This is a genomic window from Noviluteimonas gilva (genome assembly GCF_009740395.1).
GTDB lineage: Bacteria > Pseudomonadota > Gammaproteobacteria > Xanthomonadales > Xanthomonadaceae > Noviluteimonas > Noviluteimonas gilva.
This window is the reverse complement of the sequence record NZ_WOXT01000001.1, coordinates 1,114,503-1,138,799: the sequence shown is the minus strand read 5'-3', so window position 1 is coordinate 1,138,799 and position 24,297 is coordinate 1,114,503. Positions and strand designations below refer to the sequence as shown.

General features: G+C 66.8%; 18 protein-coding genes. 4 read left to right on the top strand and 14 right to left on the bottom strand.

The annotated features are described in order from the left end of the window. The first annotated feature begins 16 nt into the window (after positions 1–16). Entirely contained in the window at positions 17–511 is a 495-nt protein-coding gene (locus GN331_RS05420; RefSeq protein ID WP_156640828.1) for a MarR family winged helix-turn-helix transcriptional regulator, read from the top strand. On the opposite strand, the gene GN331_RS05415 is transcribed toward GN331_RS05420, so the two are convergent. Genes GN331_RS05415 through GN331_RS05350 form a run of 14 tightly spaced genes read right to left on the bottom strand, consistent with a single transcriptional unit; the run spans position 512 to position 20,427 of the window. Next, a complete protein-coding gene (locus GN331_RS05415) occupies positions 512–2,032 on the bottom strand; it encodes a phytoene desaturase family protein (protein ID WP_156640827.1) in 1,521 nt (506 codons plus the stop codon). It abuts the gene before it with no gap. Further along, entirely contained in the window at positions 2,032–3,615 is a 1,584-nt protein-coding gene (locus tag GN331_RS05410) for a phytoene desaturase family protein (RefSeq protein WP_156640826.1), read from the bottom strand. Before GN331_RS05410 ends, GN331_RS05415 begins: the two co-directional genes overlap by 1 nt. After that, positions 3,612–4,808, bottom strand: a complete 1,197-nt coding sequence (locus GN331_RS05405) for an aminomethyl transferase family protein (protein WP_156640825.1) — start codon at positions 4,806–4,808, stop codon at positions 3,612–3,614. Before GN331_RS05405 ends, GN331_RS05410 begins: the two co-directional genes overlap by 4 nt. 23 nt (positions 4,809–4,831) lie before the next feature. Next, positions 4,832–6,166 carry an aromatic ring-hydroxylating oxygenase subunit alpha gene (locus tag GN331_RS05400; protein WP_156640824.1) on the bottom strand — a complete coding sequence of 445 codons (1,335 nt, stop codon included), beginning with the start codon at positions 6,164–6,166 and terminating at the stop codon, positions 4,832–4,834. 10 nt (positions 6,167–6,176) lie between these two features. Beyond that, the gene (locus GN331_RS05395) at positions 6,177–7,505 is read right to left on the bottom strand and encodes an APC family permease (protein WP_156640823.1); all 1,329 of its coding nucleotides are present in this window, start codon (positions 7,503–7,505) and stop codon (positions 6,177–6,179) included. Next, complete coding sequence (locus GN331_RS05390) at positions 7,495–8,826, bottom strand: Xaa-Pro dipeptidase (protein WP_156640822.1); 1,332 nt, start codon at positions 8,824–8,826, stop codon at positions 7,495–7,497. The genes GN331_RS05395 and GN331_RS05390 overlap by 11 nt, the downstream gene beginning before the upstream one ends. Beyond that, entirely contained in the window at positions 8,823–10,019 is a 1,197-nt protein-coding gene (locus GN331_RS05385; RefSeq protein WP_156640821.1) for a DmpA family aminopeptidase, read from the bottom strand. The genes GN331_RS05390 and GN331_RS05385 overlap by 4 nt, the downstream gene beginning before the upstream one ends. Continuing rightward, positions 10,019–12,022, bottom strand: coding sequence for a S9 family peptidase (locus GN331_RS05380; protein ID WP_156640820.1), 2,004 nt, complete (start codon positions 12,020–12,022; stop codon positions 10,019–10,021). Before GN331_RS05380 ends, GN331_RS05385 begins: the two co-directional genes overlap by 1 nt. Continuing rightward, on the bottom strand, positions 12,022–14,529 hold the full coding sequence (locus tag GN331_RS05375; RefSeq protein WP_156640819.1) for a CehA/McbA family metallohydrolase: 2,508 nt from the start codon (positions 14,527–14,529) through the stop codon (positions 12,022–12,024). The genes GN331_RS05380 and GN331_RS05375 overlap by 1 nt, the downstream gene beginning before the upstream one ends. 26 nt (positions 14,530–14,555) lie before the next feature. After that, complete coding sequence (locus tag GN331_RS05370) at positions 14,556–15,878, bottom strand: acetyl ornithine aminotransferase family protein (protein ID WP_156640818.1); 1,323 nt, start codon at positions 15,876–15,878, stop codon at positions 14,556–14,558. A gap of 11 nt (positions 15,879–15,889) precedes the next feature. Beyond that, positions 15,890–16,678, bottom strand: coding sequence for a CoA-transferase subunit beta (locus GN331_RS05365; RefSeq protein WP_156640817.1), 789 nt, complete (start codon positions 16,676–16,678; stop codon positions 15,890–15,892). Further along, a complete protein-coding gene (locus tag GN331_RS05360; RefSeq protein ID WP_156641246.1) occupies positions 16,675–17,514 on the bottom strand; it encodes a CoA transferase subunit A in 840 nt (279 codons plus the stop codon). Before GN331_RS05360 ends, GN331_RS05365 begins: the two co-directional genes overlap by 4 nt. Positions 17,515–17,530: 16 nt before the next feature. Continuing rightward, positions 17,531–19,099: an aldehyde dehydrogenase family protein gene (locus tag GN331_RS05355; RefSeq protein ID WP_156640816.1), complete on the bottom strand. Its 1,569-nt coding sequence runs from the start codon at positions 19,097–19,099 to the stop codon at positions 17,531–17,533. Further along, a complete protein-coding gene (locus GN331_RS05350; protein ID WP_156640815.1) occupies positions 19,096–20,427 on the bottom strand; it encodes an aminotransferase family protein in 1,332 nt (443 codons plus the stop codon). Before GN331_RS05350 ends, GN331_RS05355 begins: the two co-directional genes overlap by 4 nt. Positions 20,428–20,546: 119 nt before the next feature. On the opposite strand from GN331_RS05350, the gene GN331_RS05345 reads away from it, so the two are divergent. The 3 genes from GN331_RS05345 to GN331_RS05335 are packed head-to-tail and all read left to right on the top strand — an operon-like array spanning position 20,547 to position 24,291. Then, complete coding sequence (locus tag GN331_RS05345) at positions 20,547–21,362, top strand: IclR family transcriptional regulator domain-containing protein (protein ID WP_156640814.1); 816 nt, start codon at positions 20,547–20,549, stop codon at positions 21,360–21,362. Continuing rightward, entirely contained in the window at positions 21,359–22,552 is a 1,194-nt protein-coding gene (pcaF, locus tag GN331_RS05340) for a 3-oxoadipyl-CoA thiolase (protein WP_156640813.1), read from the top strand. Before GN331_RS05345 ends, pcaF begins: the two co-directional genes overlap by 4 nt. Further along, the gene (locus tag GN331_RS05335) at positions 22,549–24,291 is read left to right on the top strand and encodes a tetratricopeptide repeat-containing sulfotransferase family protein (protein WP_156640812.1); all 1,743 of its coding nucleotides are present in this window, start codon (positions 22,549–22,551) and stop codon (positions 24,289–24,291) included. Before pcaF ends, GN331_RS05335 begins: the two co-directional genes overlap by 4 nt. The last annotated feature ends 6 nt before the right edge of the window (positions 24,292–24,297 follow it).

Below are 24,297 nucleotides of genomic sequence, written 5' to 3'. Positions count from 1 at the left end.
ACCCCGGGGCATGTTCATGAACGCTGCCGACCCACCCAGTCACGAAGGCCACGAAGGCCACGACCACGCCGAGCTGGACCTCGACCGGTTCCTGCCCTACCGCATGAGCGTGCTGTCGAACCGAATTTCCCAGGCCATCGCCCGCCTCTACCAGGCGCGCTTCGGCTTCGGCATCACCGAGTGGCGCGTGATCGCGGTCCTGGGCCGATACCCCGCCCTCAGCGCGAACGCCGTCGCCGAACGCACCGCGATGGACAAGGTCGCCGTCAGCCGCGCGGTCGCGCACCTGCTGGAACGCGGGCTGCTCACGCGCGAGATGCACGGCGACGACCGCCGTCGTTCGGTCCTCACGCTCAGCGAAGCGGGCTACCAGATCTACGACGAGATCGTGCCGCTCGCCCTGGGCCGCGAGCGCAAGTTGCTCGCGACCCTCGATGCGGAAGAACGCAGGCAACTCGAACGCATCCTCGACAAGCTCGCGAACGAAGGCTTGCCGGCGATGCTCGAGTAGTCAGGCCTTCCGCTTCAGCAACATCTGCGCGGCATTGCGACCCGGCGCACCACTGATGCCCGCGCCACCGTGCATGCCGTTGCCGCACAGATACAGCGCATCGATCGGCGTGGCGTGGTTCGACCAGCCCGGCAACGGGCGCATGAAGAACATCTGGTCGAGGATCGGCTGGCCGTGGCTGAGGTCGCCTTCGGTCAGGCCCCATTCGCGTTCCAGATCGGGTGCGGCGATCGTGCGCGTCTCGCGGATCGAAGCCTTCAACGCCGGGAATTGCGCCGCAAGCATGTCGATCGCGATGCGCTCCACCGTCGCGCGCGCATCGTGCCAATCGAGGCCGCGCAACTTGTGCGGCGCCGATTGCACGTGGATCGACACGATGTCGCCCGCCGTCGTGACTTCCAGATACGGGCGCTGCGCAATTTCGCCGTACTTCGCGGCGTCGTAGGCGCGTTCCAGGTCCTTCAGCGTGGGCGCGATCGCAAGCGTGCCCGCAGGCAATCCATGGCTGCCGTCGGTGCGCAGGTGCACTTTCGCGAGCGAGCCGCGCATCTTGATCGACTGCACGTGCCACACGAATTCGGTCGGCAGTTCCGGCGCACCGACCAGGCCGAGCAGCGTGTGCTTCGGATCGGCGGCGGAGAACACCGTGGTCGCGAGGAGTTCTTCGCCGCTGTCGAGCCGCACGCCCGTGGCGCGCATCTTCTCGATCACGATGCGTTCGACACCGGCCGACGTGCGCAACTGCCCACCGTTCGCCTTCAACGCAGCGACGAGCGCCTTGGTGACCGTCGAACTGCCACCAGCGATCTGCCGATGCGCGAGCCCACCGCGATGCAACCAGTTGTGCATCAGCGTGTAACCGGTGCCCGCCGACATCGAACCGAGCGTGTATCCATGGATGCCGACCGCGGCGATGGCCGCGCGCACCGGCTCGGATTCGAACCACTCTTCGGTGAACTCCACCGTCGACATCGACATCATGCGGATGACGCGGAACATGTCCTTGCCGCCGAGGCGACGCAGGGTCCACGCGAGTTTCGCCAGCGGCCAGCCGTCTTCGAAACCGACATGGGGCAGGCGCGGCATCGGCGTGCGATAGGCCGCATCGAGGAACACGGCGGCGCGATCCATGAAGGCGACGAAGTCGGGCCAACGTTGCGCGTCGTTCTCGGAGAACTGGCGGATCGATTCGACCGTGGCGGCGAGATTCACGTCCTTCGTCGACAACACCAGGGAACGGCCATCGGGCTGCAGCGCGATGTACGGCGCCGATGCGCCCGCGACCCAACCATGTCGCGCGAGATCCAGGTCGCGCACGATGTCGGGCCGCAGTTGCGCGCCCGGATGCAGCGGATCGAACGCAACGCCGCCGAGTTCTTCCGCCGACAATTGCCCGCCCGCGCGGTCGCGCCGCTCCAGCACCAGCACCTTGCGGCCGGCCTTGGCGAGGTAGTTCGCGGCGACCAGGCCGTTGTGGCCCGCACCGACGACGATCACGTCGTACTTTTTATCGGTCGTCATCACTTCCAGTCCTTCAGCACTTCCATTGCCGCCAGCTTGCCGGCCGCGCCCATGACGCCACCGCCCGGATGCGCGCCGGACGCACCGAAGTAATAGCCCGGCAACGGCGTGCGGAAATCGGCCCACTGCGGCGCCGGACGCAGGAAGAACAATTGGTGCAGCAGCAATTCGCCGTGGAAGATGTTGCCGCCGGTGATGCCGGCGATCATCTCGATGTCCTTCGGCGTGATCACCTGCTTGCCGACGATCGCGCGGCGGATGTTCGGCGCGTAACGCTCGATCGTGGAGATCACGGTCTCGCCGAAGGCCTCGCGCTTCGCATCGTCCCAACCGCCTTCGATGTCGTAGGGCGCGTACTGCACGAAGCAGGACATCACGTGGTGGCCCGGCGGCGCCATGTCGCGGTCGATCATCGACGGGATGATCATGTCGATGTACGGGTTCTTCGCGAACTGGCCGTACTTCGCCTCGTCGTAGGCGCGCTCGATGTACTCCATGCTCGGGCTGATCGAAATCGCGCCGCGATGCAACGGGCCTTCGCCCGGCAGGCACGTGAAGTCCGGCAGCTCGCTCAGCGCGATGTTGACCTTGCCCGACGACCCGCGCACGCGGAAGTTTTCGATCTGCTGCACGAACTCGCCGGGCAGGTGCTTGCGCTCGACGAACTGCAGGAAGCTGCGCTTGGGGTCGGCCGCGGAAATCACGACCTTCGCGCGCAACTCATCGCCGTTGGCGAGCGCAACGCCCGCGGCGCGACCGCCCTGCACGATGACCTGCTGCACGGAGGCGTTCGTGCGGACTTCGACGCCCAACGCACGCGCCGAACTCGCGATCGCCGCCGACACGCCGCCGTTACCGTTCTTCGCGAAACCCCAAGCGCGGAACGCGCCGTCGATTTCGCCCATGTAGTGATGCAGCAGCACGTACGCCGTGCCGGGCGAATGCGGACCGAGGAAGGTGCCGATGATGCCGCTCGCCGACTTCGTGCCCTTGAGCGGATCGAACTCGAACCAATCGTTGAGCAAGTCCGCCGCCGACATCGTGAGCAGCTTGGCGATCTGGTAAAGCTCCTTCTCCGACAGGCTCTTCGCGTACTGGCCGACCTTCAGCAGGCCAAGCAGGTCGCGCGGGCTCATCGACGACGGATCCGGCGGCACCAGGCCGAGGATCGGCTTGATCGCCTTCGCGGCGCGCGCCATCACGCGGCCGTATTCGTCGGAGGCTTCGGCATCGCGCGGCGAATGGCGGTACAGCTCCTGGCGCGTGAGGTCGTGGTCGTCCCACGCGGCGAGGTAATCGCCGTTGTCCATCGGCGTCACGGTGCTCGGCAGCGGGAGGATCTTCAAACCGTGCTTCGGCAACTCGAGGTCGCGGATGATTTCCGGACGCAGCAGGCTGACGACGTAGGAGAACTGGCTGAAGCGATAGCCGGGGAACGGTTCGGCGGTGACCGCCGCGCCGCCGACGACTTCGCGCCGTTCGAGCACGCACACTTTCTTGCCCGCGCGCGCGAGATACGCGGCCGCGATCAGGCCGTTGTGGCCGGCGCCGATGACGATGGCGTCGTACTGGTTGCTCGTCATTTCTTCTTCCACTCCGGCTCGTAGAACGGCAGCTTCACCACCTTGCCCGGTGCCTGCAGGCGCTTGTGCTCGACGGTGACTTCCATCGTGAGCGGCGTGCCGGGCTCGTAGTACGGACGTTGCAGGTGGACGAGCGCGATGTATTTCTTCAACACGGGCGACCAGGTGCTGGTCGATGCATAACCGACCTGTTTGTCGCCTTGCTTGACCGGCAGGCTGCCGCGCACCGCCATCGCGGGAATCTGCGGCGGCAAACCGACGGCGGCGAACAAGGGTTCCATGCCGGCCCAATCGACTTCGAAGCCCATGAGCTTCCACGCCGAGCCTTCGCGCTGTTCGCGCTCGAGCGCGCGGCGGCCGACGAAGTAACCGGGCTTGTCGAGATGCACGGCCCAATCCAGACCCATCTCCAGCGGCGATGATTTCTGCCCTTCGATCCACGCGTGGTTGGCCGCGGTGTAATCGACGTCGATCATGAACAGGCCTGCTTCCACGCGCGCCATGTCCATCGCGAGGATGCCGCACGGCACGATGCCGTAGTTGTGCCCCGCTTCCATCAACGCGTCCCACACGGCGAGCGCGTCGGCGGTTTCCATCCAGATTTCGTAACCCAGATCACCCGTGTAACCGGTGCGCGAGATCGTGACCTTCTTGCCCGCGAGCGTGTTCTCCATCACCCGGAAGTACTTGAGCTTGTCGAGCGACTTCTTGCACACCAGGTTGAGCACGGTGCGCGCCTTCGGGCCCTGCAGGCTGAGCGCGCCCATCTTCTCGGTGACTTCGGTGACCGTGACGTCCAGGCCGACGGCGTTCATCGACAACCAACGCAGCGAAGGCTCGGCGGATGTCAGGCGGAACGTGGTTTCGCCCAGGCGCGAGATCGTGCCGTCGTCGAGCAGCTTGCCTTCGTCGTCGCACCAACCGGTGTAGCCGACCTGGCCGACCGCCATCTTGCCGATGTCGCGCGGCACGAGTTTGTCGAGCAGGCGCGCGGCATCGGGGCCTTCGATCATGTACTTCATCAGCGGCGAGACGTCGATCAACGCGACCGCGTCGCGGATCGCCCAGTACTCGCGTTCGACGTGCAGGTCGTAGGAGCCGACCACGATGTGTCCGGCCCAGCGCCGCCAGTTCTGCGGCAGGCTGAGCTTCGACGTACGCTCGTGGAAGGGCGTGTGTTTGAGCTGGAACATCTTGGAGGTTATCCGCTGGAAAATCAGGGGTGTTCTGTCATTTCGCAGGAGCTGGTGCGATGCGCGCGCACCGTCGGCGGCACGACGCTGAAGTCGCCGGCGAGCGCATGCATGTACCAATCCACGAAGCGCTTGGGCGTGTCTTCGAACTCGGGATGTTGCGGACCGGGCTCGAAGAACCGCGAGTTCACGCCCGCGGCGTTCAACTGCATGATCCGCTTGTCTTCGACGGTGGTGACGTCCCACAACCAGATCAGCGCGGCCTTGTCGTAGTCGACGCCTTCGACCGCATCGCCGTTGACGAACCACACGATCTCCATGTCCGTCTTGTTCTTCCCGAAGGGAACGTAGCGGAACAGGAGGCAGTGGTCCGGATAGTTGAGCATGTAGGTGAGCGGGCCGAGCTGGTAATCGCCCGCGCCGCCGTCGTAGCCCTTGAACTCGCCCATCAGCGGCGCGACCGGCGTGCCGTCGCGGCTACCGGTGAGGTAACCGTCGAACAACGCATAGCGACTGGTGTACACGCACGCGCCGAAGCCCGGCGCTTCGCGGAACATGCGATAGAGCGCCTTCTCGATGTCGGGAACGCCGGTTTCGCGCTCGGCGCGTTCCCACATCGCGCGATTGATCGGCGCGACCACTTCCTCGCGTTCCTTGAACGTGTGTAGCTTCGAATACGCGCGATGCGCGGTTTCGCAGTGGTAGCACTCGAGGTAATTGCCGAGCGCGATCTTCCAGTTCGCATCGACCGAATAGGTTTCGCGATGCGCGATCTTCGCTTTGTCCAGGCGATACGGGCCCAGTTGCGCGTCGAGCTGCGCCAGGGCCACGTTGTAGTCGTAGGCGTCGGGATCGAAGTTGATGAAGATCAGGCCGAAGCGTTCGGCCACGCGCAGTTGCTTGAGGCCGTGGTCTTCCTTGCGGAAGTCGGTCACCACGTCCATGTGGCGCGCGGCACGCAACGCGCCGTCGGTGCCGTAGACCCAACCGTGGTACGGGCAGACGAAGGTCCGGCAATTGCCCTGGCGTTCCTCGCACACGCGCGAGCCGCGATGACGGCAGGAATTGACCAGCGCGCGAATCTCGCCGTCGTTGCCGCGCGCCACGATCACCGATTCCTCGCCGATCTCGTAGAGGAAGTAATCGCCCGGATTCGGAATCTGGCTGACGTGGCCGGCCCACAGCCAGCTCTTGAAGAACACGGTGTCCAGCTCGCGCTGGTACACCACGTCGGAGCGGTAGAAGTACTGCATGAGCCCGGCGTCGCGGTCGCGCGATTGCGCGGCGACGGCCTGCTGCATGCGGGCCTGGTTGTCTTCGCTGTCGGCGACGAACAGGTTGGCGGAAGCGGGGTTCATGGGACCGATGTTAAGCCACCGCCGCGGGGCGGCGGACGCGCATGAACAAATACAGCGGCAGCCCCGCCGCCGCGAGCACCACGCCGAGCTGGAACGGCTCGTGCCCCAGGCCGACGAAGGCGAAGATCACGTACGCCGTGCCCAGGACCGCGACCGGCAGCATCCCGCGCACGCCGGCCTTGTCGCCGCGGCGCCACAACACCGCCAGCGCCAGCGACGCGCACAGGTACAGCGGCAGGTTGGCCGCGGTCACCACATTGGTGATGAAGGTGAAACCCTCGACCAGCGACCTGCTGTAGCTCAGCAGCACCATGCCGCTGCCCAGCAGCCCCGTGACGACCAGCGCGATCGCAGGCGCGCCGCGACGGTTGTTGCGCGCCAGCGGCATCGGCATCACACCGTTCAAGGCCATCGCGCGCGTGAGTTCGCCGACCAGCAGCGTCCATCCGTTGAGCGCGCCCAGGCCGCTGATCACGACGAACAAGGCGAGCCACCGCCCCGATCCCGCGGCGGCGAAGCGGTCCATCACCAATGCGAACGGCGCGTTCGCGGTGGCGAGTTCCCCTTGCGGGATCAGCATCATCGGGACGGTCGAGACGATGAGATAAACGACTGCGGTCAGCAGCGTGCCGACGATCGTGGCGCGCGGAATCGTGCGGCCCGGATCCTTGACGCGCGAGGCGGGCACGGTCGCCGATTCCAGGCCCAGCATCGCGAACAACGCGATGGTCGAAGCCGTCACGACGTGGCCGAGGTCGACCGGCGCCGTCGGCAAATGCGCGGTGTAGGTTGCAGGCGCCGTGAGGAGCAGCCAGCCGCCGAGCAAGGCGACGGCGAGCATCGGCAACAACTTCAGCGCGGTGGTCACCACCTGCACGCGGCCGCCGGTGCGCACGCCGAACAGATTGATGATCACGAACGTCCACAACAATGCGAGCGCGACCAGCGCCGGCTGCATCGTGGCCACGGACGGAAACACCGCGCCGAGATAGCCGACCACGCCCGTGGCGATCGCCGCATTCGTGATCCACAACGACACCCAGTAGCACCACATTGCGATGAACGCGGGAATGTCGCCGAGCGTGGCGCGAATGAAGCCGTAGGGCCCGTCGGCATTGGGCATTTCTCGGGCCAGGCGCGCGAAAACGTTGGCCAACGCGACGCAACCCAGGACCGTGACGAGCCAGCCGATCGTCGCGTTGAACCCGAACGGCGCCAAGGAGGCGGGCAGCAGGAAGATCCCGATGCCGATGGTGTTGCCCACCACCAGCGCGGTGCACATCCAGAAGCCGAGCTTGCGCTGGCCGTCGTCGCCGCTGACCGCGTGATCACTTGCCATTGGTGTGCTCCGGGTCCGGCGGACCGCATTCGTCGGGGCCGTCGCAGACCCGTTCCCCATTCTTGATCACGGCGCGCACGTCGCGCAGCACGTCGATGTTGGCGATGGGATCGCCGTCCACTGCGATGAGGTCGGCGAACTTGCCCGGCGCGATCGAACCCAGCTCGCCTTCGCGGCCGAGCAGCCGCGCGGATTGGATCGTCGCCGACTGGATCGCCTGCATCGGCGTCATGCCGTAGCGGACCATGTAGGCGAACTGGCGGCCGTTGTCGCCGTGCGGATAGACGCCGCTGTCGGTGCCGTAGGCGATGTTGACGCCCGCGGCGACGGCCTTGCGGAACCCGTCGCGCTGCGTCTGCGTCGTCTCGATGTTCTTGCGCAGGATGTCCTTCGACCACCCCTCCGCGCGGCCGACGGTGTCGATGAAGTCGCCGTTGTAGATGTCGGCGACCAGCCACGTGCCGTGCTGCTTCATCAGCGCGATCGATTCGTCGTCCATCAGCGAGCCGTGTTCGATCGAACGGGCACCGGCGCGTGTCGCGTTCTTGATGCCTTCGGCACCGTGCGCGTGCGCGGCGACGAAGCTGTGGTGCTTAGCGGCTTCTTCGACCGCGGCGTGGATTTCGGCTTCGGTGTATTCGGAGTGGCCGGGCTCGGTCCCTTCGGCGAGCACGGCGCCGGTTGCAATGACCTTGATGAAATCGACGCCGTTGTCGAACAGGGAGTTCACCTTCTGGCGCACTTGCCGTTCGTTGTCCGCAACGCCGACGCGGAACACGTCGGGCACCACGGTGCCCTTCGGCAAGCCCGTGATCTCGCCACCGCCACCGCTCACCGTGATGTAGCCGCCGGCGACGAACATGCGCGGACCGGGAATCAGGCCAGCGTTGATCGCGTTGCGCAGTTGCACGTCGGACAGGCCGCGATACGTACCGACGTCGCGCACGGTGGTGAAGCCCGCACGCACGGTGTCCCAGGCGTTCTTCGCGCCGATGAAGGCATCGCGCGCCGGGTTGCTCTTCAGCGGCGCGCCCGGATCGGCGGACTGCGCTTCGTCGGACAAATGCGTATGCATGTCCATCAGGCCGGGCAGCACGGTGTAGCGCGACCAGTCGACGACCTTCGCGTTGCGGGCGAGCGCATCGCTCCACGGCTCGACGCGCACGACGCGTCCGTTCGCGATCGTGATCGCGCGATCGGTGAGCACGTCGCCGCGATCGACATCGACCATTCGGCCTGCATGCACGACCACGGTTTGCGCGAACGCGGGCGCTGCGGCCATCGCCAACAGCAACGCGGTGAACAGCTTGCTCGAAGTCATTTCTTTTCCGGGTGGTAACGGCCGTACTGCTTGAGCAGACGGACCAGGGCATCGTGGTCGATGGCGTTTGCGTAGCGGCCGCCTTCGCCGCGCATGTCGCGCGCGGCGACCATCGCGTTGACGATGGCTTCCTCGGTCGCCTGCACGGTGGCTTCGAACAAGCCGTCGAGATGGTCGTTGCCGATGAACTGCGCGTCGTTCATTTCCTTGCCCGCGGCGGCGGCGGCATTGGCCGTGGAGAACGCGACGAAGATGTCGCCCGATCCATTGCCCGCGTAGCTGCCCATGCGTGCCAGGCCCATGCTCGCGCGCTTGGCGATGCGATCGAGCTGGTGCGGGAGCAGCGGTGCGTCGGTCGCGATCACGATGATGATCGAACCGGTGTCGCCGCCGGGGACGGCGCGGCCTTCGAGCGCGAGCGCCGGATCGGTGTAGACGCGATCGTTGCGCAGGTGCTGGCCGACGGGCACGCCGGCGATGCGGAGCGTGTCGCGCACGCCGTAGTTCGCCTGCACGAGCACACCGACGGTGTAGGCGCGGCTCGCATCGGCCTGACCCTCCGGCGTCACGCGACGCGACGCCGTGCCGATCCCGCACTTGAATTCGTGGCAGATCATGCCGGTGCCGCCGCCGACATTGCCTTCGGCGACCGGACCGTCCTTCGCATCGCGCAGGGCTTGCGCGACGTGTTCGGGCTTCACGTGGAAGCCGTTGATGTCGTTGAGGTGGCCGTCCCAGGTTTCGGCGACGACCGGCAGCGACCACCAGTAACCACTTGCATCCGCGCCGCCGGCCTTGATGCGCTCGGCGATCACCGCATCGCGCACGACGCCGACGCTGTGCGTGTTCGTCAGCATGACGGGGCCTTCGAGCTGGCCCGACTCGCTGATCCACGTCGTGCCCGTCATCTCGCCGTTGCCGTTGAGCGCGAACCAACCGCCGAAGACCCACGTATCGAAACTCGTGCGACCGCGCGGCAGGATCGCGGTGACGCCGGTGCGCACCTTGTGGCCATCGGGCAGGTCGTCGATCAGGGTGACCTGGCCGACGGTGACGCCGGCAACATCGGTGATCGCGTTGCCCGCACCGGGCGTGCCTTCGAAGGGAACGCCGAGGTCACGCGCGCGAGGTTCCGCGGCGAATGCGGACAGCGACGCGGACAGCGCCAACGCGAGCACGACGATCGAGCGCATCACTCCCCTCCCTTCAAATCGGTGCCTTTCAAGTACCGCGCGTACCACCCCAGGTTCCGCATCATGCGGTCACGGAGGTAGCTGGGAACAGTGAGCCCGTGGCTTTCGCCGGGATAGACCACCAACTGCGTGGGCACATCGCGCGATCGCAGGGCCTGGTACATCTGCTCCGCGCCCAGGCACGGCACGTTCGCATCGGCTTCGCCGCACTGGAACAGGGTCGGGGTCGTGATCCGGTCGCTGTGCAGGAACGGGAAGCTGGCGCGGTCGTAGACCTCGCGGTTGTCCCAGGGCGTACCGAGCTCCAGCGTGTATTCGCGGATGTATTGGTCGTGCCCGAACATGCCGTACATGTTGGACGCGCCCGCACCGCTGATCGCCGCCTTGAAGCGTTGGTCGCGCGCGATGACCGCGTTGGTGAGGATCGCGCCGTAGCTCCAGCCGCCGATGCCGAGGCGATCGGGATCGGCGATGCCGAGTGCGACGACGTGATCGACGCCGGCCAATACGTCACTCGCATCGACGTTGCCCCAGTCGGCGTAGATCGCCTTCGCGAAATCGAAACCGCGACCGGAACCCCCGCGCGGATTCAGCGCGACGACCGCGAACCCCTGCGCCGCATAGGCCTGCCAGTCGGGCATGAATTCGTGGCTGAACTGATACACCGGACCGCCGTGCAGGCGCACGATGGTCGGATAGCGGCGGCCTTCGACGTAGCCGATCGGCTTGATCAGCAGGCCTTCAAGTTCGACATCGCCGTTTCGGAAGTGGAGTTCTTCGACCGGCGCGAGCCGCCGTTTTTCGAGGAATGCGTTGTGGTCGGCGAGCGTGCGCAGGCCCGTGGGTTCGACTGCGGCGATGTCATACGGATGCAAGTCGCCGCCGCCGAGCACGACGATGCGGCCGTCGCGCGAGACGTCGAGGTCGTAGTCGAAGCGCGGGCCCGTCGTCAGCGGCGTGACCTTGCCGTCCGCGAGATCGATGCGCGAAAGATGCGTGACCAGGGGTTGTTCGATGAGCGCGTAGACGCTCTTTCCGTCCGACGACCACCGCGGCTTGGTGAAGCAACGGTCGATCGGCGCGGGAATCGACTCGGTGCCCGTCGCGACGTCAACGATCGCCAACTGCCACGGCGTGTAGTAGATCCACTTGTCCTCGCCGCTGCGCAAGTAAGCGATGCGCGTGCTGTCCGGACTCCAGGTCGGGCGCGTTTCCCAATAGGGATCGAGGTCCGAACCGGTGAACGTCGTGAGTTGTCGCTCCTTTGCGCCCGCCTTCGGTTCGACGACATAGATGTCGTAGTTCAGATGGCGATCCGGATCGACGCCACGCTTGGTGACGTAAGCGAGCAGCTTGCCGTCGGGCGACCATGCGGGCAGTTGCTCGTCGTGCGCGCCCGGCGTGAGCAGCTCGGTCTTGCCGGTGGCGATGTCGAGCACGTAGAGATGCGCACGTCGCGTGGTGAGATAGCCGACGCCGTCCTCGCGCAACTGATAGCGCTCGGTGACGATGGGCAGCGGGTTCTTCGGTTCCTTCGCGCCGAAGGGGCGTTCGGGATCGCGCGCGATGAACGCGATGCGTTTGCCGTCGGGCGAGAGCACGAAGTCGCTGATGTCGTCGCCGAATTTCGTGAGGCGTTTGGCTTCGCCGCCGCTGGCGGGCATCGACCAGACTTGCGTCTTCGCCTCTTCGCCGCCGCGATCGGACAGGAAAGCGATCGATTTGCCGTCCGGCATCCACTGGGGGCGCGACTCGTCCTTCTTCGGCGTGTTGGTGAGGCGCGTGCGCTTCCCGCTCGCGTAGTCGACCAGCCACAGGTCGGATTGGCTCGCGTCTTCGGTGAGGTTGGCGGCCGTCGCGGTGTAGGCGATCGTGCGGCCGTCGGGCGAAAACGTCGGCTCGGTGAGATCGACCAGCTTCGCGAGATCGTCGGCGGTGAACGGTGTCTGCGTCTGCGCATGCGCCGACGCCGTCAGGAATGCGAGCAACCAGAGGGCACGCATCACTTGTCTCCCGCGCGCTTGCGGATCAGGGATTGCGCTTCGCGCAGGTAGGCGAGCGTTGCTTCTTTTTCTGTCGCGTCGTTGTAGTCGTCTCGCGCGGCGGTCGCTTCGATGACGCGATCGAGCCAGGCGACGAAATACGCGGCATCGGCGTGTGCATCGGGCGTGGGACCTTCGAGCCACACGGGGTTGGTCGTCGCGTACGGATAGAGGTCGAGCAACAGCGGATTCGCGTCGTCGTTCCAGGCGCGCAGGAGCAACCAACCGCCTTTCGGAAGATCGATCTCGCCGGTCCCCCACATGCGCGTGCGGTCGCCCCTGAGGTCGAAGCGATGGATCACTTCGCCGTTCGCGACCAGTTCCAGGTGATCGACCGGCACCGGTGAATGCAACGCGATGCGCACCTTCACGCGCCGTCCGGCGGCGATCGTGTCGCCCGGTTTGTGGTCGTCGACCAGCAGACCGAGCATCGGGCCATTGGAGGCGAACCCACGCCCTGCCTTGAGCGCGGCGAACACCGATGCGTCGTCCAGACGTCCCTGCGTATCGAGGAACACACGATTCATGCCCACCGGCCCGCGCAGCGATGCGTAGTTCGCCATCGTGTCGGAGCCCGCGCCGGCCGGGATGCGGTAGCCGAGGTTCATCAGGCGATACCAGACCGACGCGGTCGCCTTGTGATCGGAGAACCCGACCACTTCCATGTAATCGACCTTGCCGTGCGCGACATCGGCGGGCAATTGGTGGGTGAGCGATGCGTCGTTCACCGGATCGGGCACGGTGTCGAACGGGTGCACGTAACCGACCAGGCCCTGCTGCGCATGCGCGAGATCCGCGATGACGCCGTTGTGCGGCCACGGGCTCGCGAGCGCGGTATGGCGATACGCGGAGAAGTCCGGCGCGACGAAGTTCTCGCGCAGGTTCAACAGCCCCAGGTGGCCCCAGAAACTCGTGTGGAATTCCTGCGCGTGCGAAATGCGCGGCCGCGTGCCGATCCCCGGCGTCCCGAACCAGGCGATATCCGGGATGCGCTCTTCCTTGTTGACGATGAGGTTCTCGACGAGGTCGAGGTCCTCGGCCTGCGCCTGCCACGCCAGGTGTTCGGGCGTGTTGCGATAGTGGCCACCGTAGTTCATGTGGACGTGCAGGTCGGCGCTGATCCAATCGCCGAACTCCGGCGGGAACGGATGCGCGACGAGCGAGACCCCAACGGTCGTCTCGCGACCGGCGGCGACATCGATGCGCCGCTGCCACAAGTCGTTCGCGAAGCCGCGCTGCACGACGATCTGCGTCTCGCCCGCGGGCACGTCGAGCGTGCACGGCGAGGCGCAGTGGAAGTAATGCCCTTCGGTGGCGAGCTTGGCGCGATCGAAGCCATCGTCGGCGTGCATCCAGGCGTTCCGCGCCGCGTGTGCGCGACCATCGCTGCCCTGCACGGAGACGCGCGCCGGGACGGGCTTGCCACCGGCATCGCGAATGTCGAGCGTCAGGCGTGCCGTCGGCGACAGTGTGCGCAGGCGCTTGGCTTCGACCACACGGCTCGCGCCGCCCAAAGGTTCCATCACGACCAACTGCGTGTTGCCATCCGCGCCCGCGTTGCCGATGTACGCGATGCGCTTGCCATCGGGCGACCAGCGCGCATTGCGACGCTCGGTCTCGCCGAACGTCAGCGGCAACGGCGCCGCGCCCTGCACGTTCGTCAGCCAGAGTTGGTGCGTCTGCCGGCCGTGGTAGCTGGAAAACACGATGCGCTTGCCGTCGGGTGCGAAGTCGGGGCGCGCGCTCCAGCTCGTTTCTTCCGAGAGGAGTTTGCGGCGTTGCGCGGGCGCATCGACCGACACGATCGACAGGTCGCCCGTGCCCCACGCGATCTCGGGATTGCCGACATACAGCAGCGACTTTCCATCCGGCGACCACGACGGATTGATCGCGTGATCGAAGGCCGAATAGTAGTAACGATCGAGCTTGCTCTTGCGTTCGCCCAGCAGCGGATGCGCGTTGTGCAAGCCGTCGGCGTCGATGTCGGCGATGAAAAGGTTGAAGTGCCCCGTCCCTTGCGTCGACACCCACGCGATGCGGCGACCGTCCGGCGACAAGCGCGGCTCGACGTTGACGGCACCACCTTGCGTGAGCGCCTGCGTTTTGCCGCTTGCAAGATCAAGCCGCCACAGTTCGAGCCCACCGCCGTCGTAACGCGTGAACACGACGCTGCGCCCATCGCGCGCGACATCGGGCTGATGGTCGTACGCACCCTTCGCATGCGTGAGTTCGACCGCTTCGTCATCACCGATGCGCTGCCGCCACAGCGATCCGCCCATGCTGTACACGAGCGTTTCGTTGTCGGGCATGAAGCTCACGCCCGACGGGCCCGTCGTCAATTGCGGCAGGTACAACTCGCGCCAGTAATAGTTGTGCGGCAGGTCGACCTGCTTGAGCACCGGCTCGCGCCCGCTCGCCGCCGCGACGGCGGATGCAAGCAGCGCGACGATGCACGCGGTGCGTGCCATGCGCGTCCCCCCGGCGCGCATCGGCGTCAGGCCCCGGCCAGGGCTTCGTCAAGGCTGAGGCGCAGCAATGCCATCGCCTCGTCGATTTCATCGCGCGTCACGTTGAGCGGCGGCATGAAGCGCACCGTGCTCGCGCCGCACGACAGCAGCAGCAATCCATTGTGGAATGCGCGCGTCACCACCGCGTCGCACAGCGCGCGCGCCGGCGTGCGGGCGGCATCGGGTTCGATGAGTTCCATGCCGATCATCAGCCCCTTGCCGCGGACTTCGCCGATGCACGGGTACTCGCGCGCAAGGTCGTTCAACGCGCCCATGAAATGCGCACCGACCGTGGCCGCGTTGCCGACCATGCCGCCTTCGACCAGGTCGATCGTCGCGTTGGCCGCCGCGCATGCGATCGGATTGCCGCCGTAGGTGTTGCCGTGCGCACCGCGTTTCCACTGCGACATCAAGCGCTTCTTCGCGACCATCGCGCCGATGGGCAAACCCGAGCCCAGTCCCTTGGCGAGCGTCATGATGTCGGGCGCCACGCCCCAATGCTGGCTGGCGTACATGCGTCCCGTGCGGCCGGTGCCCGACTGCACTTCATCGAAGATCAACAGGATGCCGTGCTCGTCGCACAGCGCGCGCAGGCCTGCGAGGAAACCGTCAGGCGGTACGACGTAGCCGCCTTCGCCCTGGATCGGCTCGACGAGGATCGCCGCGACTTCCGACGGCGGCACGCTGCGTTCGAACAGCATGCGGATGTAATCGAGGACGGCCGCGCCCTGGTCTTCGCCCGCGAAGAGCGGCCGATACGCGTTCGGATACGGCACGTGCACCACGCCCGGCATCGTGGCGAAGAAACCCTTCTGCTGCGTGTACTTGCTGGAGGTGAAGGCAAGCGAGCCCATCGTGCGTCCATGGAAACCACCGAGGAATCCGATGAAGCGCGAGCGCCCGGTGACATAGCGCGCGAGCTTGATCGCCGCTTCCACCGCTTCGGTGCCCGACTGGCACAGGAAACTCATCGCCGGCTCGCCCATCGGCGCGATGCGCGCCAGGCGTTCGCCGAGCCCGATCATCTGCTCGTGCCAGTAATCGCTGGAAATGTGCAGGAACTTCGCGGCCGCGCCCTGCACCGCCGCGACGACCTGCGGATGCGCGTGGCCCGTGCTGCACACCGCGATGCCCGCGGCGAAGTCGAGGAAGCGATTGCCATCGACGTCCCACACTTCCGTGCCGCGCCCGTGCGACATCACGAACGGATAGTCGCGCGGATACGACGGCGAAATGACTTCGGCGTCGCGCGCGAGCATCGCCTGCGCGTTCGGGCCGGGAAGCGGCATGCGGATGTGTTCGGAAGACATGGGGGATCCGGTCATGGAGTGGGCAACACCACGGGTTGTGCGTGGGCTTGTCGGGTGCGCGCATGCAGCGCGCGCAGGGTGTCGAGTTCGTGCGCCGTGGGCGCCGGGACTTGCGTCACTTCGTCGGCGATGCCCAGCGGCCAACCGACGGCTTTGCGCGCTTCGTCGATCGTCGCGCCTTCGAACAGCGCGGTGAGTTGCAGCTCGTCGGTGGTCGCATGCGGCGCGAGGAGGCCGAAGTCGGTGATCACCGCGCGCGGACCACCGCCGTGTGCGGCGCTGCGCGCGCGATCCCCATGACCGCGGCCGAAGCCGGCGGTCGTGCGGAAATCCAGTTGCCCGACGAAGCTGCGCGGCGTCGCCTTCAACATCACGAAGGTTTCGCGCGCATGCGCCGCGATTTCCGGCGCACCGCCTGCGCCGGGCAAGCGCGTGGACGGCGCTTCGTAGTCGCCGATGACGGTGCTGTTCAAGTTGCCGAAGCGGTCGATCTGCGCCGCGCCGAGGAAGCCGACATCGACGCGTCCGGCCTGCAGGTAATACGCGAACACATCGGGCATCGGCACGACGAACGCCGCGGTTTCCGCGAGTTCGCCATCGCCGATCGACAGCGGCAACACATCGGGCTTCGTGCCGATCGTGCCGGACTCGTAGATCAACACGATGTCCGGCGCATGCGTGAGGCGCGCGAGATTGCAGGCCGCACTCGGCAAGCCGATGCCGACGAAACAGACGCAGCGATCGCGCAACATGCGCGCGGCAGCGACGGTCATCCACTCATCGCGCGTGGCGTCGGTCATGCGGCCTGCCTGTCCAGCGATGCGAGGAAGGCCGCGTGGTCCGCGGTCTCGAGCACGTGTGTCTGCATCCACGCCAGGAAGGTCTCGCGGTCGCGCGCGATCGCATCCCAGCGTTGGTAGAAGGCGTTGTCGCGCGCATAGAAGCCCTGCGCGTACGACGGATAGGCGCCGCCGGGGCACTGCACGACGGCGGTGACGACCCAATGCGGCAGAACGATGCCGTTCATTGCCCGCGGCAAGGCATCGACGATTTCTTCGACGGTCACGATCAGTTTCGTCGCCGCCATCGCCGCCTCGCGCGCCGCCCCCACGATGCCGTGCAGCGCGACATTGCCCGCGCGATCCGCGCGTTGCGCGTGCAGGATCGTCACGTCGGGATTGAGCGCGGGCACCGCGGCGAGACGTTCGCCGGTGAACGGACATTCGACGCGACGGATGCGCGCGTTCGCCTTGTCCAGGTCGTTGTCGAGATAGCCGCGCAACACGCCGAACGGCAACCGCGCCGCGCCCGCGCAGAACGCCGCGACCATGCCGGCATGGCTGTGTTCGTCGAGTTCGAGCCGCCGCGGCCACTGATGTTCGACCGCATCGCGCAGCCGATGCAGCGAGCCCACGCCGGGATTGCCACCCCACGAGAACGTCAGCTTGCGCGCGCAGCCCATGCCGATCAGCTCGTCGTAGATGAGGTCCGGCGTCATGCGGATCAGGTGCAAATCGCGCTTGCGCTGGCGAATCAATTCATGGCCGGCGGCGAACGGGATCAGGTGCGTGAAGCCTTCCAATGCCACGCTCGCGCCGTCTTCGACATGCGCGGCGATCGCATCGCTGAGGGACATCGCCTGCACGCGCGACTTACTCCACCACCGTGCGCGACTGTTCGCGCAGGTATTGCTGCAGGTAGTAGAAGGACGCGATCGCCTTGCCGGTCGAACCCGATCCTTTCCATCCGCCGAAGGGCTGATAGCCCGGCCACGCGCCGGTGGTCGCGCCCTGCGGGCGATTGGCGTAGGTCACACCGGCTTCGATGTGGTCCTGGAACCACGGCACTTCGTCCGGGCCGCCGTAGAAACCCGCGGTGAGGCCCATGTCGGTGTCGTTCGCCAGCGCCATCGCCTTGTCGCGATCGGTGTAGCGATGCAGCATCACGATCGGCAGGAACATCTCCTGCTTCCACAGCGGATGCGAGAGGTCGGCTTCGGCGAGGACGGGTTCGACGTAATAGCCGCGGGAACCGCCGTTTTCGCGAATCTGTTTTCCGCCGCGGATCAGGCGCGCACCGCCGGCTTCGAGGTCAAGCACGTAGCGCGCGTAGTTCGCGTATGCGCTCGCGTTGACGACCGGGCCGAGCCAATGTTCGCGCTGGCGTGCATCGCCAATGCGGATGGCATCAATCTGCGTGACGAGTTTTTCGATCAGTGCATCGGCGACGGATTCGTGCACGTACAGGCGCGAGAGCGCGGAGCACTTCTGTCCGCCCATGCCGAAGGCCGAACGCGCGATGCCGGCGGCGGCGCGATCGAGATCGGCCTTCTCGGTGACGATGCACGGATTCTTGCCGCCCATCTCGGCGATGCACGGACGCGGATAGGCACCGCCCGCCATCTTCTGCATCAGGTTGCGGCCGACCGGCACCGAGCCGGTGAACGTGATGCCCGCGGTGAGCGGATGCTTCGACAGCGCTTCACCCGCTTCGCTGCCGCTACCCGAGAGGAAGTTGAACGTGCCCGCCGGGAAGCCCGCATCGCGCAACACTTCGGCGAGCAGGCGCCCGGACCACGGCGTGTCGGTCGCCGACTTGAAGACCACGGTGTTGCCGGTCACCAATGCAGCCGCGACCGGCCCGCCCGCGAGCGCGAACGGGAAATTGAACGGCGCAATCACCACCCACGCACCGTAAGGCCGCATCACGCTGCGATTGTGCGAGGCCATGCCTTCGATCGGGTCGTCAGGCAGCAGGTTTTCGAAGCCTGCGTGTTTTTCGAAATCGTCTGCGTAGTGATGGAAGAAATCGACGGTTTCCTGCGCTTCGCCGAGCGCCTCCATGCGGTTCTTGCCGACTTCCAGCGTGAGCGCCGCGGCGATGTCGTACACGCGCTGCTGCATCAGGTCGCCGGCCTTGCGCAGCAGCGCGGCGCGTTCGGCGACGGGCAGCGCGCGCCACGCGGGATATGCGGCATGCGCGGCGCGCATCGCGGCGTCGACGTCCTTGGCGTCGGCGAGCGGAAATTCGCCGATGACCAGGCTGGTGTCGATCGGGGTGTGTTTGGCCGCCCACTTCGCGGGCTGCCGGTCGGCGCCGTTCACGAACAACGGGTGTTTTTCGCCGAAGCGCGCTTCCAGGCGCGCGAGCGCGGCCTCGAACTGCGTATGCATCTCCGCCGGCGGATTGAACATCGTCGCGTAGGTCAGGCGAAAACTCATTGAGATACCTCTGCGGGGGCAAAGTGGCGCGCGAGCAGGCGATCGAGCAGTGCGACGGCATCGGCGAGTTCGTTTTCGTCGATGACCAACGGCGGCGCGAGCAGGATGAGATTGCCGCGCGTGGCGAAGGACACGCCTTCGGCCATCGCGGCGTCGACCAGCGCTTTCAGCGCAGGCGGTGTTTGCGGCCACGGCGCGAGCGGTGCGCGCGAGTCGCGGTCGGCGACGAGTTCGATCACGACGAACAAGCCGTGGCCGCCGCGCACGTCGCCGATGACGTCGTGGCGCTCTTGCAGGCGCTTGGCTTGCGCGAAAAGCTTCGCGCCGAGTTTGCGCGAGCGTTCGATCAGGCCGTCTTCCGCGTAGGCCTCGAGTGCGGCGACGCCCGCGGCGCAAGCCAGCGGATGACCGCAGTACGTCAGACCCGTGTAGAGCATTTCGTGTTCGAGCCGCATGGCGACGTCGCGCGAAAGCACGACGGCGCCGAGGGGGACCGCAGCGCCCGTGAGGCCCTTCGCCAGCGTCATCATGTCGGGGCGGCCGGATTCGCCCTGGCGTTGCCACGCGAACCATTCACCGCATCGCCCGAAAGCGCTCATCACTTCGTCGGCGATCAAAACAACGCCGCGGTCGGCGGTCGCGCGACGCAACGCAGGCCAGTACGTGTCCGGCGCGACGATCCCGTTGGTGCCCGCGTTCGGTTCCATCAACACGGCGGCGACGGAATTCGCGCCGAGCGCATCGATGCGCTGCGCCACCGCATCCGCCGCGCGCAGGCCGCATTCATCGGCGTCGCGACTCCCGAACGGACACCGATACGCATACGGCGGCGGCACGTGTTGCACGCCGAACGCCGCGGCATCCACTTGTTGCTGCGTGCGCGAATCCCCCGACAACGCCATCGCCAGGTGCGTTGCGCCGTGATACGAGCGATCGCGCGCGATCACCGCGCCGCGCGGCTTGCGCGACACCTGGCGCGCGATCTTCACCGCGTTTTCGTTGGCATCCGCGCCGCCGAGGGTGAAGAACACGCGCCCGCCTTCGAAACCGGAACGTTCGAGCAACATCGCGGCCAGCTGCGCACGGGGCTCGGCACCCCAAGCATTGCTGACGAAACACAGGCGCTCGGCCTGCGCGCGAATGGCGGCGACCAGCTTCGGATGCTGATGCCCGAGGTTGCTGCACTCGGCCAGGCTGCTCATGTCGAGGACGCTGCGGCCATCGGCGAGATGCAGGCGGGCGCCCTGGCCACCGACGACCGTCGGCGCACGCCAGTCGGCCTGGACCGACCAGCTATGCAGCACCGACTGGCGTTCGTCGATCGACATCGCGACACCCTCGCATTCCCGGAATTGTGCGCTATGCGCACGCTTTGTGCGTATTGCGCACCACTCTATGAAGCACTTACCCTCGACGTCAATCCGTCCCATCGAAGGTACGTGCAAGCATGGCGAAGTCGGCGCGTAGCCAACCTGCGTTCGAGGACAGTCGCGACTACGTCCAGTCGCTCGCGCGCGGGTTGTCGGTCTTGCGGGCCTTCGACGCCGAGCACACCCGCCTGAGCCTGGCGGAGATCGCACACCGCGCCGGCACCTCCCGCGCGGCCGCGCGGCGCCTGATCATGACGCTCGAACACCTCGGCTACGTGCGCCTGAGCGGACGCGAATACGTGCTCAGCCCGAGCGTGCTCGAACTCGGGTTCGGTTACCTGGGCTCGCTGAATCTCACGGATCTCGCGCAGCCCCTGCTCGAAGAACTCGCGCGCACGGTCAACCAGAGCAGCTCGATGGCGGTGCTCGACGGCCAGTCGATCGTGTACGTCGCACGCGTGCCGGGCCGTCGGATCATGAGCGTGACGCTCGGCGTGGGCGCGCGTTTGCCGGCGTCCTCCGCATCGATGGGCCGCGTGTTGTTGTCGGGCCTGGATGAAGCCTCGCTCGACGACTGGCTGGCGCATTGCGCGCCGGCCAAGCTCACCGCGCACACCGTGACCGACCTGCCGCGTCTGCGCCGCATCGTCGAAGAAGTCCGGCGCCAGGGGCACGCGTGGGTCGAACAGGAACTCGAGCTCGGCCTGTGCTCGCTCGCGGTCCCCGTGCGCAACGGCGAAGGCCGCGTGGCGGCGGCGATCAACGTCAGCATGCCCTACCACCCCGACGTCGAACGCGAGGCCACGCGCGACATCCTGCCGCAGCTGAAACTCACGGCAGCGGCGATCGAAGGCTGCGCCCCATCGCATCGACTCCCGGCGGTCGCTGCATGAATGCGGTCGCGCGCGCCGTCTATCTCTGCGACGGCGTGCGCACGCCCTTCGGCCGTTATCGCGGGGCGCTGTCGATGGTGCGCACCGATGATCTCGCGGCGCTCCCGTTGCGCCAGTTGATGGCGCGGCACCCGCAACTGGATCCGGCGGCGATCGACGAAGTGATCCTCGGATGCGCCAACCAGGCCGGCGAAGACAACCGCAATGTCGCGCGCATGGCCGCGTTGCTCGCGGGTCTGCCGGAGTCGGTGCCCGGCGTGACGGTCAATCGCCTGTGCGCGTCCGGGCTGGAAGCCGTGGGCCAGGGCGCCCGCGCGATCGCGCTGGGCGAAGCGGACCTCGTGCTCGCCGGCGGCGTGGAAGGCATGTCGCGCGCGCCCTTCGTCATGGGCAAGGCCGATGCGCCGTTCGCGCGCGAGCAGAAGCTCGAAGACACGACGCTGGGCTGGCGCTTCGTGAATCCGGCGATGCGCGAAGCGCACGGCGTGGATTCGATGACCCAGACCGCCGAGAACCTCGCGCGCGAGTTGAACATCGCCCGCGAAGACCAAGACGCGTTCGCCCTGCGCTCCCAGCAACGCGCCGCGCGCGCGATCGCCGCGGGCCGGTTCGCCGATGAACTCATGCCCGTCGGCCCCTGCGTCGCCGACGAACAGCCGCGCAGCGACACCACGCGCGAAAAGCTCGCCACCCTCGCGCCCCTGCTCGGCGCGCAGGGCACGGTGACCGCGGGCAACGCCTCGGGCCTGAACGATGGCGCGTGCGCGCTGTTGCTCGCGTCCGAGGATGCCGTCGCGCGCCATGGGCTTACGCCACGGGCGCGCATCCTGGGTATGGCGGCCGCCGGCGTGCCGCCGCGCACCATGGGCCTGGGGCCCGTGCCGGCGATCGAACGTTTGCTGCAACGCGTCGGGCACGGGCTCGATGCCTTCGACGTGGTGGAGATCAACGAAGCCTTCGCCGCGCAGGTACTCGCGTGCACGCGCGCGTTGGGCCTGCCCGACGACGCCGAGCGCGTGAACCGCAACGGCGGCGCGATCGCCCTGGGCCATCCGCTCGGGGCCAGCGGGGCGCGACTGTCCCTCACCGCGATGCATGAGTTGCGGCACATGCGCGGCGGGCGGGCGCTCGTGGCAATGTGTGTCGGCGTCGGACAAGGCGTGGCCCTGGCCATGGAGCACGTTGCATGAGTGCACAGACCGCATCGCACGAGTCGATCGCCGCACTGCGGCGCGCGGTCGCGCTCGACCCGCGCGGCTGGCTCGCACTCGGCGATCGCCTGTACGCCTCGGGCGATGCCGCCGGCGCCGATGCCGCCTATGTCGAACACGTGCGCCACGCGAGCAAGGACCCCGCGCTGATGCGCGCCGGTGCCGCGCTTGCGCAGAATCGGATTCCCGAGGCCGAAACGCTGCTGCGCGCGCACCTGCAACGCGCGCCGACCGACGTCGCGGCGATCCGCATGTTCGCCGAACTCGCCGCGCGCGTGGGCCGCCTGGAAGAAGCCGAACACCTGCTCGCGCGTGCGCTCGAACTCGCCCCGAGCTTCCACGCCGCGCGCCTGCACTACGCGCTGGTGCTGAATCGCGGCAACAAACCGACCGAAGCGTTGGCGCAAATCGAACGCCTGCTCCGCGTCGACCCGAACAATCCCGGCTATCGCAACCTGCACGCCGTCGTGTTGTGCCGCATCGGCGAATACACGCGCGCGCTCGACATCTACGCGCGCCTGCTGCGCCAATATCCGGCGCAGACCAAGATCTGGATGAGTTACGGGCACGCGTTGAAGACCGAAGGCCGGCAGGACGACGCCATCGCCGCGTACCGGCGTTGCATCGCGCTCGATCCGTCCTTCGGCGAAGCGTGGTGGAGCCTGGCCAACCTCAAGACGCTGCGCTTCGACGAGAACGACCTGTCGACGATGCGCCGCCAGCTCGAAAACGCATCGCTCCCCGTCGAACATCGCTTCCACCTCGAGTTCGCCCTGGGCAAGGCGCTGGAGGACGCGGGCGAACACGCCGAATCCTTCGCGCACTACGAGAGCGGCAATCGCCATCGCCGCGAAACCGCGTACTACAACCCCGAAGACAACACCTCGCGCGTGCGGCTGATCAAGCGGACGTACACGAAGGACTTCTTCGCGCAGCGCGTCGGCAGCGGCAGCGAGGCGAACGACCCGATCTTCATCGTCGGCATGCCGCGCGCGGGCTCGACGCTGATCGAACAGATTCTCTCCAGCCATTCCGCGGTCGAAGGGACGATGGAGTTGCCGGAGATCATCGCGATCACGCGCGAGATGCGCCGTTCGCTCGACACAGCGCAATCGCAGCCCTATCACGAAGCCCTGGCGTCGCTGGATCGCGCGCGGCTGCGCGAACTGGGCGAAGACTATCTCGAACGCACGCGCATCCACCGCAAGTCGGGCGCGCCGCGCTTCATCGACAAGATGCCGAACAACTTCGCGCACATCGGCCTGATCCACCTGGCCCTGCCGAACGCGAAGATCATCGACGCGCGCCGCCATCCGTTGGCGTGCTGCTTCTCCAACTTCAAGCAGCACTACGCGCGCGGGCAGAACTTCAGCTACTCGCTCGACGACATCGGCCGGTATTACCGCGACTACGTCGAGTTGATGGCGCATTACGACGACATCCTGCCCGGCCGCGTCCATCGCGTGTTCTACGAACGCATGGTCGACGACACCGAAGGCGAAGTGCGCCGCCTGCTCGATTACCTGGGCCTGCCCTTCGAAGCGAACTGCCTGCGCTTCTACGAAAACGATCGCCCGGTCCGCACCGCGAGTTCCGAACAGGTGCGCCGCCCGATCTACAAGGACGGCGTCGACCAATGGCGCCATTACGAACCCTGGCTCGATCCGCTCAAGGCGGCATTGGGTCCCGTGCTTGAGGCTTATCCCGCGTCAACGTAGTCAACA